The organism is Cohnella cellulosilytica, from assembly GCF_042431195.1.
Lineage (GTDB): Bacteria > Bacillota > Bacilli > Paenibacillales > Paenibacillaceae > Cohnella > Cohnella cellulosilytica.
In genome coordinates this window covers 223,429-237,998 of the sequence record NZ_JBHMDN010000016.1, presented here as the reverse complement: position 1 = coordinate 237,998, position 14,570 = coordinate 223,429, and the positions used below count along the sequence as shown (strand labels likewise).

The following is a 14,570-nucleotide window of genomic DNA, read 5'->3' as shown; positions in this document are numbered from 1 at the left end:
CCAGGCAAAAGCCCAATCAATCTATTTCCTCCAGCAAGCTTGTTCCCGTTGTCGGCAAGTTAACGCCGAAATTAGCGGCAACGGTCGCCCCGATGTCTGCGAAAGTTTTCCGAATGCCCAGATTTGCCGCTTTCGTAAGGCGACGATGATAGATCAATAAAGGAACGTATTCGCGCGTGTGATCCGTCCCCCGGAAAGTCGGGTCGTTGCCGTGATCAGCGGTGATGATCAACAAATCGCGATCGCCCATTTTTCGGACCACTTCCGGCAGTCGGCCGTCAAACTCCGCCAGAGCTCTGCCATAACCGATCGGATCGCGCCTATGCCCGAACTGGGAATCGAAATCTACCAGATTGACGAAACACAAGCCTGTGAAATTCCTGCCCATGCATTCCAGCAATCTATCTACCCCTTCCCTATTGGAAGCGGTTTTCAGGCTTTCCGTTATGCCTTCGTCGGCATAAATATCCGAGATTTTGCCGATGGCCAGCGATTCAAATCCCTGCTCGACCAAAGCGTTCATGACCGTCGATTCCGGAGGTTTAACGGAGTAGTCCTTGCGATGGGAAGTTCTTCGGAAGCTGCCCGGTTCGCCGGCGAACGGACGCGCGATGACGCGGCCGATTGCATATTCGTCTTTTAACGTCAACTCTCTGGCTGTTCTGCATATTTCGTACAGCTCCGGCAGGGAAACGATGTCCTCGTGAGCGGCAATTTGCAAAACGCTGTCCGTGGAGGTATAAACGATCGCATCCCCGGTTTTTATGTGCAGTTCGCCGAGCTCTTCGATGATTTCCGTACCGGAAGCCGGTTTATTCCCCAGGATGCCGCGACCGATGGCCCGGGAAAGGTCCTGGATCAAACGTTCGGGAAACCCGTTCGGATAGGTGCGAAAAGGAGTCTTCATTTCAATGCCCATCATTTCCCAGTGGCCGGTCGTCGTGTCCTTCCCTTGAGCGCTCTCCAGCATCTTCCCGTAATGGGCTTGCGGGGCAGCGACGGACTTCACCCCCATAAGGGGCGCAATGTTCCCCAACCCCATCGCTTGCAGGTTGGGTACGTTCAGTCCTCCGATCCTTTCGGCGATATGTCCGAGCGTATGGGCTCCTGTGTCGTGAAATAGATCGGCATCGGGCAATTCGCCGATTCCCACGCTATCCAGGACAATAAGAAAAATACGGTCAAAACTCACTTACGCGCTCCCCCCGATGCCTTCGGCGCTCAAATCGATTTCCAGTTCCAAATCCTCCCGGGAAGGAACGGGCCGGACAGCGTCGGGAAAATACAGAAGCTCCTTTTCCAGCTGCAAGCCGTACTGTTTTAAATCCCCATCGGACAGTACGCGCGTTTTCACGGAAATACGGTTGCCGCTGATCGTAACGATGCGATAGGACGGCGCTGCCAGACACGCGGCCGTTTGAATATAGCGCCAATTCCCCTGCCGATAAACGGAATGCACGTGATTATGTCCATTCAGATAGAGAGCCGTGCCCTTCCTGCGTTGAAGGATCTCCTCCAGTCTTTCGGAGTTTACGAACAGCTGATCGCGTTCCGAAAATGCCGTCGTTCCGCGGATCGGGTGATGCGCGAAAAGGATAAGGGGCTGGGATTCGTTTTGTTCCACGATGGATTCGAGCCACCGCAATTGTTCATCATCCATCCTTCCGTCGGAATGATCGGGACTTCGTTCCCGAGTCGTATCCAAAAACAACAGCGTGGCTTCTTTCGTCGTTATACTGTGATAAGCGGGTTGTTTCAGAAAGGCCAACACCTTATCTTTTGAATTGTCCAGGACGTCATGGTTTCCCAGCACCTGCATGAATCTTGGGCGGGAATCTCCCATCTTGCGATATACGTCCTCGTACTCCTGCAAACTTCCGGTATGCGTAAGATCGCCAACGGATATATACCCATCCGCGGGTTCTCCAAAGAAATGCCGGAAATAGGTGTCCAGAAATCGTTCTTGAACCGCGCGCAGCCCGGATAAACCTTCGATTCGCTCCGTCCTCGCATAATGCAGATCGCCCATGATCGCTAATCGCAGCATCTCGCAAGCCACTCCTTCGTTTTACATCCAAGATTGGGACCGGTCGATATAGGGATGATCGAGACCCGGTTCAAGCGATCCCTTGCCGCGAAAATCCGCTGCAAGGAGTTCGCGAATGTCGGCCCGAACGCTCTCCCATCGAATGTGAGCAAGGACGTCGTATCCGTCTCCTCCATCGCCTAAAAATTCATTTACGGCCACCGTATACCAGCCGTCCGATTTCAGTTCGCGATGTCGGCTGTCGTAGATCGTATGAATCGTTTTGCCGCCTGTCGAATCGGATTCGTAGACCACCTTCAGGCCGGATAGTTGCAGCAGCCCTTTTTGCAGGGTCAGACTTTGTTCTATGACGCGATAAATCTGCTCTCCGCGCATTCGGCCAACCAAGATACGATTGCCCTCATAAGGCAAAACGTTATAAACATGCTCCATGCGAACGGGACCCGGCCCTATTCCCGCCACGATGCCGTACGCGTTAAAGAAAGCCAAATCCGCCCCCGTTTTTTCCCTCATAACATTCGTAATGCAGCTTCCAATGGCCATCTGGCGCTCATAGGCAACCGGCCAGTGTTCGGCGGTTCGCGCGATGACTTCGGAGTATCGGCCCGACAATTGCGTTTGGTAATCCCGCACAAGGCCGTCAATGATTTTGTCCGGCTCCAATCCCTTCGGATTGCTGGAGAGATCGATCAACTCGGATTCGCATTGAATCACTTGGTTGACGCTTTTGTCGTACACGAGTCGAATATGGCCGAGCATTGTCCCTTTGGGGGCCGTCTGGACAAGGGGCACGCCTTCAATGTTCAATCGGCAGGGCGATAGATGATGTCCCCCGATTGCCGCATCGATATAAGGGTGAAACTCGCGTACGAGCTCCACCAGCTCGCCATAATAATCGGGCGTTATCGGGCTGCAGTAAATCGGAAGATGCCCCAATACGACGATGATGTCGGCGCCTTTATTCTTGACTTCCCTGAAAATCTCGTCCGCGATATCACGAGCTTCGCAGATCGTATACCCCTTCAATTTCGACTTTAAGGTTACTTGAAGCGTTTCTATCGTCGTGAAGCCTACGATGCCGATTCGCAGCCCGGACCTCTCTATCAGATGATAGGGAGCCGCCCAAGGCGCTCTTTCGCCGGACGACAGGCAGATATTGGCGCCTAACAAAGGGAATCGGGCCGGCTTCATCACTTCCAATAATTCCTCGACACCCCAATCCCATTCATGGTTGCCAACCGTCATGGCATCGTATCCAATCGCATTCATGAGTTCGATGACGGGCCGGCCTCGGAATGCCGTCGATAACAATGAACCTTGAAACGCGTCGCCAGCGTCCAAAATAAGGGTGCCAGCCGGATTCCGTTGTTTGAAATCGTTCATATAAGCGGCCAATAAAGCGGCTCCCGTTCCGGTATCCCCTTCCAACTCGCCCAGGAAGTCGGACAGGGCCACAATATCGATCGTCAGCAGTTCTTCACGGTCTGCCATGCAGTTCATCCTTCAGGAAATCGTAAAATTGGGCTATCGAGGCGTAGATAAAATCCGGTTGAATCCGGGTATCCGCCGGTAAGACGTTCTCGTGGGAAATCCATACCGTGTCCATCCCGAATTCCGCTCCCCCCTTAATATCAGTCAGCAGGTTGTCCCCAATCATGATGCATTTGCTGCGGTCGGCGTTTGTCAGATTCACGATCGTCTGGAACGGATACGGGTGGGGCTTGCCTATGGATTCGACCTGATTCTCGCCTTTGACTGCCGAAATCGCGGCAAGCAGCGCCCCCGTTTCAGGAACCCTTAAGCCATGAAGTCCCGGGTGATATAAATCGGGATTGGTTGTAATCAACCTCGCTCCCGCGAACATTCTGTTTACGCAAACCGTTAATTTATGGTAAGAAAACGCTTCGTCTCGGCCCAGCACGATAAAATCGACATGCCTGTCCCCGTCGAGCGCGACGACCTGGTGTCCGACATCCCGCAAGCTGTTTTCCAATACACCGGAACCGATCGCCGAAACGACGGAAAGGCCATGATTTTCATAAATATACTTGCCGATCAGCTCTGTAGCGACGATGGCCGTCGTACCGCCGGTTTGAAATCCCAATCTGCTTAATTTCCCCAAAACCTGTTCGGACGTTTCCGTCGAATTATTGCTCAGGAAAAACACTTGTTTCTCCAGCTTCAGCAGATAGGAAATTAGATCCGCTGCGCCCGGATAAGGCGTATCCCCCGAATATAAACATCCATCCAAATCGAATATAAAGCTTTCATATGCATCGAAATTCATTATTTTGAATGATTCCCCTTTCCCGATGAACGCCTGGAGCGTGTGCGATCATCCTTTGACCGCTCCGGCTGTCATGCCGGAAGTGATATATTTCTGAACCGAAACATAGAAGAGCAAGGTCGGAACCAGTACGAGCGTAATCGCGGCCATTTGAACCGAGTAGCTTCGATTAAACGCCCCCGAAAAATTCGCAAGACCAAGCGGAAGCGTCTTTAATTTGTCATCGTTGATGAGCACCAGCGCAAAGGAAAAATCGTTCCAGTTGTACAAGAAATTTAAGACGAACCCCGTGGCAAGAGCGGGCAGAAGAGTGGGCAGGATAATTCGGGAAAAGATCCCCATAATTCCGCACCCGTCGATAATGGCCGCTTCCTCCACTTCCCGCGGGAAGGAATTCATAAATCCGACCAGGATAAAAACCGTAATGGACAGATTGAAAGCAACATAGGGAAACCATAACGTGAACCAGGAATCCAGCAGTCCGAAAATCCGCATCTCGATAAACAGCGGAACAAGCATGGCCTGGATCGGAATTAGCATGCCTAACGATAAATACAGCAGTACGGCGCCTTTAAACTTGAACTCGAACCGGCTTATAAAGAAAGCGCCCAACGCCCCGATCAATAAGGTGATCAATACGGCCGGAATGGCTGCGACTATGCTGTTCAAGAAATAAGTCCCCAAATGAGCCGTCTTCCAAGCCTGCGCATAGTTGCTCCACAGCAATTCCTTGGGAAGGCCTACGGGGTTGAGCGACAATTCCTTCTCCGTCTTGAAGGAATTGAGAATTAACCAGACGATCGGGTATACATTCAGAAGCAATAATAGGGCAAACACGATCCGATGCACGCGATAGGCGATCGGCACCCGGTTACGAAATCCCATTTCTGCGATCCCCTCTTCAGCGTTTTCTGAAAAAAACGTAGCTTGCCAAGATCAAGAGCAGGCTGATCAATAACGTAAAAAAAGCGATAGCGTTCCCGTATCCATACTTCATGGAGACGAACGTTTGGTTAAACATATAGGTCGCCGCCACGTCGGTCGCATTATTCGGTCCGCCGTTCGTCGTTGCATAGATCAACTCGAAAGTGCGCAAAGCGCCGCTGATACACAGCACCATGGATGCCAGTATCGTATCGGTGATCATGGGAACCGTAATCAGCCGCGTTCTTTTCATTCCCGTGCAGCCATCCATTTCCGCCGCTTCCAGCACTTCATCGGGTACGTTTTGCAGCGCTGCCAGGAAGATCACCATGAATAAACCGGTATACTGCCATACGACGATAAAACAAAGCAAAAGGATGGAAAACTGCGGATCTCCGAGCCAGTTGCGCGCCCAATCCCCCAATCCGACTTGCCTGAGCAAAGTATTAACCAGCCCGATCTGATAATTGAGAACCATGTTGGTAATTAGCGCGAGCACGACCGTCGGGATGACAACCGGCATAAAAAATACGGTTTTGAAAATACCGCTTCGCCGAATTATTTTTCCGTTCAAAACAATCGCCAAGTACAACCCTAACGGAATTTCGAAGAAAATCGAAAAGCCAACAAAGTAAAGATTATTTTTTATGGAATTCCAAAAGATAGAGTCTTGAATCAGCTTCGCGTAATTATCGAGCCCCACCCACTGCCGCGGGGAAAACCCGTCCCATGAAAAAAAGGAGAAATAAAAGGAACCGGCAATGGGGACGATTACGAATAGCGTAAATACGGATAATAAAGGGGTCAGTCCGGCGATGATGAGCGACTTTCTGCGAAAAAAAATCTGCATAAGCTCCTCCAAAAGAATTCGAGGTGCATGAAGTCCATACACCCCCGAATGAATGTCGAACGATTGCCCGATCCTGTTTTTGACTTTACTCCAGTTCCTTTTGCAAGGTTTTAGCCAGCTCGTCGGGAGTCGGTCCGTTCTTTACCGTTAACCCTTGCAGTCCGTTTTGCGCTGCGGTATTCACTGCAGGCGGCATCGCGTTCAAGAAAGGCTTGTATACCTCGGCCACATTCTTCAACGCTTCCGACATCTCCTGGAACAGGGGATCGAGATCCTCCGGTACGGCCACATTGGCAGGCACCAGGTTTCCTGCGCGGATGACGCTTTGATAAGCCTGTTCGCTGTACATGAAGTCCAGGAATTTCACGGCGGCTTCTTTTTCGGTCTCATCCAGCTTGGCATTCAACGCGATCGCCATGTTCGTTGCGCCCGTTGTGACGGATACGTCGCCTTTGCCCCCTTCGACTTGCGGGAACAAAGCGAATCCGACTTCGAAGTCCTCCGCTTTGGAAGAGGAAATTTGCTTCACGGCCCAATTGCCGTCTATATAGATTGCCGAGTGTCCCGTAAGGAACAAATCCGTAGCCTGCACATTGTCGATGTTATTGAGATCGACGTTAAAAGCTCCCATTTCGAACAGTTCTTTAATTTTCTCCAGCGAAGCTACGAAGTCGGCGTCCGTAAACTTCTTTTGGCCGGACAAGAGGGCTTCATACACGCCTTTGCCCGAAATTTTTGCATTCAGCGGAGACAGATAGGAATCCATCAGAGCCGCGCCTTTCGCATTGCCGACGGAAATCGGCGTAATCCCTTTGGCCTTAAGTGCCATGATCAATTTTTCAAACTCTTCGAATGAAGCCGGAAAGCTGGAATACCCTGCATCCTTCAATATTTTTTGGTTATAAAAGATAATCGAGTGGTATGAGATTTCGCTTGGAATCCCATACTGCTTTCCATCTACGTTGAAGTCTTGAATGAGGTCGGCTTTCAAATAATCTTCGGGCCACCGGTTCATAACCTCATCGATCGGCATGAGCAATCCCGTATGAACCATCGATTCCAATTGCGATCCGCCTCTTATCATTAAAATCAGATCCGCCAACTGGTTGCCCGCAGCCGATGTGCTCAGCTTAACCGGATAATCGATATAGGGGGTCATCTGAATATCGATCTTGATATCGGGATTTTGTTTCATGAATTCCATAACCAAATCATAATAAAAGCTGGAGTAGGGATCCGTCTCGGACCAAGTCGTCATAAACGAAAGCCGCACCGTTTCCGCAGCCGTTTTTCCCGACGTTCCCGCCGCTTCTCCTTCTTTCGAAGAGCTGCCGCAAGCCGAAATCGCGACAACCAGCGCCGCGGTCAGCAGCAGATGTCCTATTCTCTTCCTTGCCTTCATGTTTAACCTCTCCTTCTGAATCCAATCTTGTTAAGGCTCGAATTTCGCAGCATGCCGGCGTGCTCATATATTCTCTTCATTTACGATTCCATAAACTTCGTTACAATCGATGCGCCAAGCCATATTCCAAGTATCCCCATAATTCCGGCAATTGTCGTCGGAGCGGGAATAGGAAAACGAAAATACTTAAACAAGGCTCCAACAATCATTCCGCATAGAAGCGATAATGCGATCGCTTTCAAACGATGACCTCCTCGAACGTTACTTTCTAAGAATGTCTGCTAAGCCGTTGTCTCGTTCCTCGACAGGCTTCACCTCCCAACGCAATTTGCCGAATAATCAGATCCTCTTGAGTTGTTGACTGTAATCTCAACCATAACCAAGGAATAAAATTCTCTAAAATAAAATTTATATTGAATTATATTCCTTGCAAGTCGATAATACTAGCATATCCTCGGTTTGTAAACCCCAAATAAACCGGGAATAACCAGGACGTAAAATTATTTTTCCGATTAAAGCGTTATACTGGATTTACATTTATACTTAAAAACATAATTGAACGTTAAGGAGATGAATCGATGTCTTCGGCTAAAGACAGCCTGGTGATAATCCGAAGCTTATTGCCGTCCTTGCATCAAGGGGAAAAAAAAATTGCGGACTACATTCTCGCTCAGCCGGAAGAGGTGATCTCGATGACGGTTGCCCAATTGGCGTCCAAATTGTCGGTTGCCGATTCAAGCATCGTCCGCTTCTGCAGACTTGTCGGTCTGAACGGCTTTACGGATCTGAAAATCAATCTTGCCAAAGCCGTTTCGCAATCCCATTATCCGATCCCCGCGGAAATACAGCTTGACGATGACGATTATTCTATCGCTTTAAAGGTATTTAACTCCAGCATACTGACTTTGCAAAATACGATCCGGATTTTGGACAAAGAGGAGCTGCAGCGGTCCGTCGATTTGCTGGTCAAGGCCAAAAAAATTGAAATTTACGGGGTAGGTACGTCCGCCTCGCTCGCGCAGGACGCCTATTATCGTTTTATGAGGATCGGCCTGCCCGCTTATGCCGCGACGGATCCGCACATCAGCAGAGTTTCGGCTAATCTGCTTGATGATCAATGCGTGGCGATCGGCATTTCCCATACCGGTCGCACGAAGGATACGATCGAAACGCTGCAGATCGCCAAAAAAAAGGGAGCCAAAATTATCGGAATAACGAGCTTCTACAATTCTCCGCTGCTCGATGTCGTGGACCAAAAGCTGGTCATTTCATCCACGGAAACCGACGTATTGAAGGAAGCGGTGTCGTCCCGCATCGCGCATATCGCCTTGATCGACAGCTTGTGTACCGCTCTCATCATACGGCGTTATGATCGAACGGAGCCGCTCCTTGACAGCATGACCTATATTTTGAATCAATTGCGGTTTTAAATGAAAGCTCCTGGGGGGTCAAGAAACGGAGAACGCTGCGGGGGAATCGAATTGCGCGCACGCAAAAAAAGAATGGGGATATATCTCCTGTAGAGCGAAGCGCCTGCCTCATACGGTCATGAAGTTACCCTGTTACGGGTTAATCGATTCCTCATTTCATGGCCGCGCTTCGGGGTCCCCGGAAAGTAATCGGAATAAGCTGCGAAGCTTCTCGTCACTTTCTGGGGTACATTGCAGCGAAAGGAGATATATTCCCATGATATTAAATAGATCATTTTATAGGGTTGAGCCTCTAATGTCTTATGGGACAGCCTCCTCTAACCTATTGCGCCGAGGGGGCTAACGGAGAATACGTCTCATGCCGCACTGTTCGGTGCTAGCGTCCCGCACGCTCCACGGGACGAAGAGGCAGCGTCACGGCCAATTCGCGGCCGCCGCGCTGCGCCCGGGCCTCGAGCGTGCCGTTCGCGGTCGAGATTTGCGGCGCCGCGCCGCCTTCTTCACCGTCAACGGACAGCGCGAACAGGAACGCCGCTTGCTCGAGCGCGCGCAGGTCGATTCGTTTTGCCGGCCCGGCATAGATCGGCAGATCGACGAACAGTATGCCGTCCTTCTCATCGGTCCCGACGTTCCACTCGCGGGGCAGCTCGCCGCCGAATGCCGCGTATCCGCAGCTCAGCCGCAGCGTCAGCCCGCCGATGCGCACCGTCACCCGATCGCCCTGCACGCCGGCCTCGACCCGCTCCAGGCAGCCGCCCAGCTCCAGCCGCAGTCTGAAGTCGGCGGCCTCAATCTCCCCTTCGGTCTTGTCGAGATTGGGATGCGTATCGCCGCCGTTCGTGATGAAGCTGACGCCGAACAGCAGCTCGCCGCCCTCCTGGTCCGCGTGCAGAATGGCCGAGCAGAAGTCGTAGCCGTCGTGCAGACAACGAAAGTGCGCATAGGTCGGCTCGCCGCCGTTGTCCGCGTACAGCAGCAGCGCCCGCCGCTGGTTCCACAGGATTTCCTTGCTGAAGCTGCCCAGCGCGTACGTCTCCGTCATATGGGTGACCGCCCACTTGTCGGGCTCCCCGCCGCTCGCCGGCTCGTAGCATTCGCGAACGTCCCGGACCTCCGCCGTCAGAAATTGCGCCCTGAATCGCTCCGGGCAGCGGAAGCCGATGCCGTACCAGCCCTCCTCGTAAGGCAGCTCTTCCCAAGGGAAAAAGCTCAGAGCGCCTTCCGTCGCCAGTTGCAGGAACGCCTTGTGCTCGTCGACCAGCATCGTCCGATAGCAGCGGCTGTGCGGGCCCGCCCAATTCCCCGTCGCCGCATGGAAATGCTTCGCCACGCTGTCCCACGCCATGTCGCTCAATTCGTCCGCAAGCCGTTTGGCTTCGGGATTGCGCGTCGATGTCGACAGCTTGCCCAGCTCCAGCAGGGCGACATACGTGTACGTCGGACTGTTGTATTCCTGGAACGCCCGCCGCTCTCGCGTGAAAGAAGCGATCCGCTCCAGCCGCCGCATCCCGTAGCCGCTGTAATCCTCCCGCTCAAACAGCTCTCCGGCAATCAGCGTGACGAGCGCCCCCATGATGGCGATATTCGTATATTCAGGGCCGACGTTGCGCCGGATAATGGCGTCGCAGGCGTTGCCGATCGTCCGCTTGACTTCCTCTCGCAGCGGCTCGGGAAAGCGATGTCCGTGGCGCAGGACGGCGAGCACCAGCACTTTTCCGCAGAAATCGGCCCAGTTCCAGTCCGGCGGCGACATCCGCTCCAGCGGCTCCTCGTAATACCACGACCAGATGCCGAAGGTCGCGCTGCCCGGGTCCTTGTCCTGCATCCCCGCAAGCTGTTCGATGATGTCGAAAGCCCGCCGCTCGTACCTCCCCTCCTCCGTATCCAGCAATCCGAGGGCGTAAACGAGCGACTTGTAGGTCGAATGAATCGTCTCGGCCTGCTTGATCGTCGTATGATAACCCGGGCTGCTGAAAGGGGAACGAAGCATGCGAATTTGCGGATTGTAGTCCCCCTCCTTCGCTTCGATCGCCCGCAGCAGCATCCTATGTTGATCGATTGTCGCTTCCATTTGTCAGCGCTCCTCTCCTTGCTTCGCTTCGATCCTTCGGCCGCTTTCGTCGGCAGCTTCGGAATCCGCCGTTCTCTCGATTACGCCTACCCATAGATGACGGTTCTCGTCCGCGAACGTAAAGCTGATTTTGCGGCTGTCCGGACTGAACGACGGATGGGGATGGCCGGGATGCTCTGCCCACATCGGCTGTTCGCACAGCAGCCGGGACGAGCGATCCCGCAGGTCGATCAGCACGATTTTGCTCGTCTCCCCGCTCTCGATCGTATCCGCAACCGCCCAGCGTCCGTCGGGACTGAGCGAGACATGCCAATAGGCGTAATCTCCGTTGACGAACTCCGCCTCTCCCGTAACCTTGTGCACGCGGTAAATGCCGGTCGGCTTCAGAGGGCTCTGCGGATATTTGACAAAATACAGATGCTCTCCGTTCGGCGCCCACATCTCGTGTCCGACGTATTCCACATGCGCGCCGGTGTCGAGCCGGGCTTGACGGTGGCCGCTGCGAATTTGCCCGCCAACGGCGTCCGCCATATAGATGCGATCCGGAATATGCTCGGTTTTGCCCTCGTGCGCGAAAAACACCAGCCGCCCGTCCTCCGGGTTGACCATCGCGTGGTTGGCGACCGGATACGGCTCGGCGAACGACGGCCTGGCCGCCTCCGTCAAGCTTCCCGTCTCCGTGTCGACCGTACCGATGACCCACGCGTCGCCCTCGCGCCAATAGATGCCCATCGTCCGGCCGTCGTTCGTGATCGACAGCGGCCCGTACACGACGGCGTCCTCCGCCAGCGTACAGACGGTCCGGCTTGCCCCCGTCCGCAGGTCGTATTCATGGATGAGGGGTCCTTCGTAATAGTAGAAGCGGTCTTGGGGCGATACGAGTCCCCGCGCCCACTCAACCCGTTCGACGACCGTCTCCGCGGTTCCGCTCTGCAAATCCGCCGCGACGCAGACGCTCATTTTGGTCTCGTCGATGTCCGTATACAGCACAAGACGGCGGCTGTCCGACAGCCAGGTCATCGCCGTGAAATAGTTATGGCCCGTATTGGCGCCGGCCTTGCCCAAGGCGTGAATAGAAACGCCCGTATGCGGGTCCTTGAAGCTTCTTATCGTCAGCATGGCTCACCTGATCCTCCTCCCGCTTTCCGCGCGGGGACGAAGCCTTCTCCGTTAGTAAAGCCGGAGAGCGGCCGGCTAACGCTGCGAGCCGTGCCGCTCCCGGTATTCCGTCGGCGTAAAGCCGGTCATCTTCTTGAAAATCCGCACAAAGCTGTTCACGTTGGAATAGCCGACCTGCTCCGCGATATCGCGGATTTTGTCATCGGTGCCGGCCAGCCGCTCCTTCGCGTGGTTCATCCGGATCTCCATCAGACAGTCGATAAAATTGCATTCCCGCTGTTCCTTGAACAGCTTGCTCAGGTGCGAAACGCTGATATGGAATTCGCTGGCCAGCAGGTTCAGCGACAGGTCGCTGCGCATGTAATTGTCCTGAATGTACAGCATCGCCCTGTCGATGACGTCGTTGCGCTCCCTGCTGCTGCGCTTGCCCTTGATCCGCTCGATAAAGCTGTCCAGCGCTCCGACCGTGAACTGCTCCAACTGCTCCAATTGCTCGTACTGGTTCAGCATTTCGACCAAATACTGCTCGGGGAACACGCCCTCCGCCTCGACGCCGATCTCCGCCGCGGCCGTGGCGGTCTTCATCAGGCACTGCACAACAAGCTGCATGATCATCTCCGCCGGAACGCCGTTCTCGGCAATCGAGTCGAACCATCTGCGCACCTGCGTCCGCATCTTGTCGGCGTCGGGCAGCTTCACCGAAGCGATGATGCCGTCGATCATGGCGAACAGCCGGTAAAATTGCGGGGACGGATCGGTCGAAATATCCTCCCGCGTAATGATGGAGTTGCCGCCCATGACCAGCTTGTAGCGAAGCGCCTCCTGCGCCTGGCGGTACGAGACGTGGATGTCGTCCGGCCGCTCCGCCGGGTCGCCGATGCCGATTGTAATCGTGCGGCCGAAATATTCCTGAACGAATTTCTTCAGCAAGTCGGCCACGGCGACCGCCCTCATGAAATGCCGCTCCCCGTCGTCCCCGTCGGCGAACATCATCACGACCGCGCATTTGCCGTTGTCCAGCTCGGCCGCGATGCCCCGGCTCTCGGCGTTCATCAATTCCTCGGCCACGTTGCACAAGGCGTACGCGTACAGCTTCAAATCCCGCGGAGAGGCGATCTCGCCCCGGTTGTCGAACTCGATGCTCATGGCCACGAACCGGTCGCCGTCCAGGCGAACGTTCAGCATGTCCATATAAGGCTGAAGCACCGCCGGGTTGATCCGGCGATCGGACAGCAGTTCGCTCATGAGCCGCCACTTGATCAGCGGCTTGCTCTCGACGACCTGCTTGTGCAGCTGCTCCCGGTCCTCCAAAATATCCTGAACCGTCGATTCGAGATAATGGAATTCGTCGTTGTATTTGCGAACGCCGTGCTTGGGCGACGCGGTCAGATGACTCCTCATCGATTGCACGAAACGGTTGACCGGCTTGAACGTCCACCGCCCGATCGCGGCGGCGGAGACGGTCGCCACGACGAACAGCACCGCCGCGAGCACGGCCACCGCATTGCGGAACAGCGTAAGCTGACGCGTAAACTGCGCTTCGGGCACGACGCGGACGATCTGCCAGCCGGTATAATCGTCTCGCACGTAGAAGACGGAGGAGGCCGTCTGCTCCACCTCGGCCACGAAATGGCCGCTCTCCTCCCCGCTCTCCAGAATGCGGCCGATATAGGGAAATTCGCTGATGTCCTTGCCCGGCTTGCTCTTGTCGGCATGCAGCACGACGACGCCCTCGTCGTCGATGACGAACGTCTGCCCCTCGTCGTTCTCCGCGGTGCTGCGGATCAGGCTGAACAGCGCGTCCTCCTTGAGGTTGAGGGCGATCGCCCCCTTGCGTGCGCCCGGCGAATGAATGAGCGGATACGTGCGGACGAGCGTGACGACGTTCCGATAGATCGGATAAGTCGAACGATTCAGCATCACCTTGCGGGTCGAAAGCCATTCCGCGAACCCGTCGAATTGCTCGAACCCGGATATCCACTGAAATTCGCCCGACAGGTCCTGCTCCGTCAAAATGTTGCCCGAGACGAGCCGCTGCTTGTCGTAGGAGTAGATGTCGATCGAAAAGACGTTGTCCATGCTCTGAATCGCGTTCGTGATCTGATTGGAGATGCGGAACGCGTTGTTGCGGGCCTCCTGCTCATTGAGCTCGTGCTCGTAAAAGCGCACGATCTCGTCGCTGCTCAGCAGCTGGATAGCCGACTTGTCGATATTTTTCAGCGCAAGCTTCAGCTTGTGATCGAGCTGACCCAGCAGCTCCATGTTCGTATCGACCAACTGCCGCTTGAGCTGCTTGTTGAACACCGAATACGTAAAGAAAAACGAGGAAGAGACCAGGAGGAACAGGACGATCGACAAGATGCCGATCGCTTTCACAAGCCTCCGATTTTTCGCCAGGTTCATGCCTGCTCCCCCTTCGTCCCGTTACGGCGCCTTCCAG

12 protein-coding genes are annotated in these 14,570 nt (G+C 54.2%); 1 reads left to right on the top strand and 11 read right to left on the bottom strand.

Annotated features, from left to right (window positions below; all coding sequences use genetic code 11):
- Positions 1-16: 16 nt before the first annotated feature.
- From ACFFT4_RS13040 to ACFFT4_RS13005, 8 genes are all read right to left on the bottom strand, one after another.
- On the bottom strand, positions 17-1,192 hold the full coding sequence (locus tag ACFFT4_RS13040) for a phosphopentomutase (RefSeq protein ID WP_378048244.1): 1,176 nt from the start codon (positions 1,190-1,192) through the stop codon (positions 17-19).
- Entirely contained in the window at positions 1,193-2,047 is an 855-nt protein-coding gene (locus ACFFT4_RS13035; protein ID WP_378048242.1) for a metallophosphoesterase family protein, read from the bottom strand.
- Positions 2,048-2,068: 21 nt separating this feature from the next.
- Positions 2,069-3,538, bottom strand: a complete 1,470-nt coding sequence (locus ACFFT4_RS13030; RefSeq protein ID WP_378048240.1) for a bifunctional metallophosphatase/5'-nucleotidase — start codon at positions 3,536-3,538, stop codon at positions 2,069-2,071.
- A complete protein-coding gene (locus ACFFT4_RS13025; protein ID WP_378048238.1) occupies positions 3,525-4,334 on the bottom strand; it encodes an HAD-IIA family hydrolase in 810 nt (269 codons plus the stop codon). Before ACFFT4_RS13025 ends, ACFFT4_RS13030 begins: the two co-directional genes overlap by 14 nt.
- Before the next feature lie 48 nt (positions 4,335-4,382).
- Positions 4,383-5,219, bottom strand: coding sequence for a carbohydrate ABC transporter permease (locus tag ACFFT4_RS13020; RefSeq protein ID WP_378048236.1), 837 nt, complete (start codon positions 5,217-5,219; stop codon positions 4,383-4,385).
- Positions 5,220-5,235: 16 nt separating this feature from the next.
- On the bottom strand, positions 5,236-6,108 hold the full coding sequence (locus ACFFT4_RS13015) for a carbohydrate ABC transporter permease (protein WP_378048234.1): 873 nt from the start codon (positions 6,106-6,108) through the stop codon (positions 5,236-5,238).
- Positions 6,109-6,193: 85 nt separating this feature from the next.
- Positions 6,194-7,510 carry an ABC transporter substrate-binding protein gene (locus ACFFT4_RS13010; protein WP_378048232.1) on the bottom strand — a complete coding sequence of 439 codons (1,317 nt, stop codon included), beginning with the start codon at positions 7,508-7,510 and terminating at the stop codon, positions 6,194-6,196.
- Between the two features lie 80 nt (positions 7,511-7,590).
- A complete protein-coding gene (locus ACFFT4_RS13005) occupies positions 7,591-7,752 on the bottom strand; it encodes a XapX domain-containing protein (protein ID WP_378048230.1) in 162 nt (53 codons plus the stop codon).
- Between the two features lie 336 nt (positions 7,753-8,088).
- On the opposite strand from ACFFT4_RS13005, the gene ACFFT4_RS13000 reads away from it, so the two are divergent.
- Positions 8,089-8,940, top strand: coding sequence for a MurR/RpiR family transcriptional regulator (locus tag ACFFT4_RS13000; protein ID WP_378048229.1), 852 nt, complete (start codon positions 8,089-8,091; stop codon positions 8,938-8,940).
- Between the two features lie 376 nt (positions 8,941-9,316).
- Here ACFFT4_RS13000 and ACFFT4_RS12995 read toward each other — a convergent pair whose 3' ends face one another.
- The 3 genes from ACFFT4_RS12995 to ACFFT4_RS12985 all read right to left on the bottom strand — a co-directional run bounded on the left by ACFFT4_RS12995 (position 9,317) and on the right by ACFFT4_RS12985 (position 14,533).
- The gene (locus ACFFT4_RS12995) at positions 9,317-11,011 is read right to left on the bottom strand and encodes a DUF8769 domain-containing protein (protein WP_378048227.1); all 1,695 of its coding nucleotides are present in this window, start codon (positions 11,009-11,011) and stop codon (positions 9,317-9,319) included.
- Positions 11,012-11,014: 3 nt separating this feature from the next.
- Complete coding sequence (locus tag ACFFT4_RS12990) at positions 11,015-12,130, bottom strand: beta-propeller domain-containing protein (protein WP_378048226.1); 1,116 nt, start codon at positions 12,128-12,130, stop codon at positions 11,015-11,017.
- 75 nt (positions 12,131-12,205) lie between these two features.
- Entirely contained in the window at positions 12,206-14,533 is a 2,328-nt protein-coding gene (locus tag ACFFT4_RS12985; protein WP_378048224.1) for a helix-turn-helix domain-containing protein, read from the bottom strand.
- Positions 14,534-14,570 lie beyond the last annotated feature (37 nt).

Bases quoted from the DNA above. Each gene is read 5' to 3' on its own strand.
- ACFFT4_RS12990 (WP_378048226.1), bottom strand. From the start codon at position 12,130: ATGCTGACGATAAGAAGCTTCAAGGACCCGCATACGGGCGTTTCTATT.
- ACFFT4_RS12995 (WP_378048227.1), bottom strand. From the start codon at position 11,011: ATGGAAGCGACAATCGATCAACATAGGATGCTGCTGCGGGCGATCGAA.
- ACFFT4_RS13035 (WP_378048242.1), bottom strand. From the start codon at position 2,047: ATGCTGCGATTAGCGATCATGGGCGATCTGCATTATGCGAGGACGGAG.
- ACFFT4_RS13030 (WP_378048240.1), bottom strand. From the start codon at position 3,538: ATGGCAGACCGTGAAGAACTGCTGACGATCGATATTGTGGCCCTGTCC.
- ACFFT4_RS13010 (WP_378048232.1), bottom strand. From the start codon at position 7,510: ATGAAGGCAAGGAAGAGAATAGGACATCTGCTGCTGACCGCGGCGCTG.
- ACFFT4_RS12985 (WP_378048224.1), bottom strand. From the start codon at position 14,533: ATGAACCTGGCGAAAAATCGGAGGCTTGTGAAAGCGATCGGCATCTTG.
- ACFFT4_RS13000 (WP_378048229.1), top strand. From the start codon at position 8,089: ATGTCTTCGGCTAAAGACAGCCTGGTGATAATCCGAAGCTTATTGCCG.
- ACFFT4_RS13020 (WP_378048236.1), bottom strand. From the start codon at position 5,219: ATGGGATTTCGTAACCGGGTGCCGATCGCCTATCGCGTGCATCGGATC.
- ACFFT4_RS13025 (WP_378048238.1), bottom strand. From the start codon at position 4,334: ATGAATTTCGATGCATATGAAAGCTTTATATTCGATTTGGATGGATGT.
- ACFFT4_RS13015 (WP_378048234.1), bottom strand. From the start codon at position 6,108: ATGCAGATTTTTTTTCGCAGAAAGTCGCTCATCATCGCCGGACTGACC.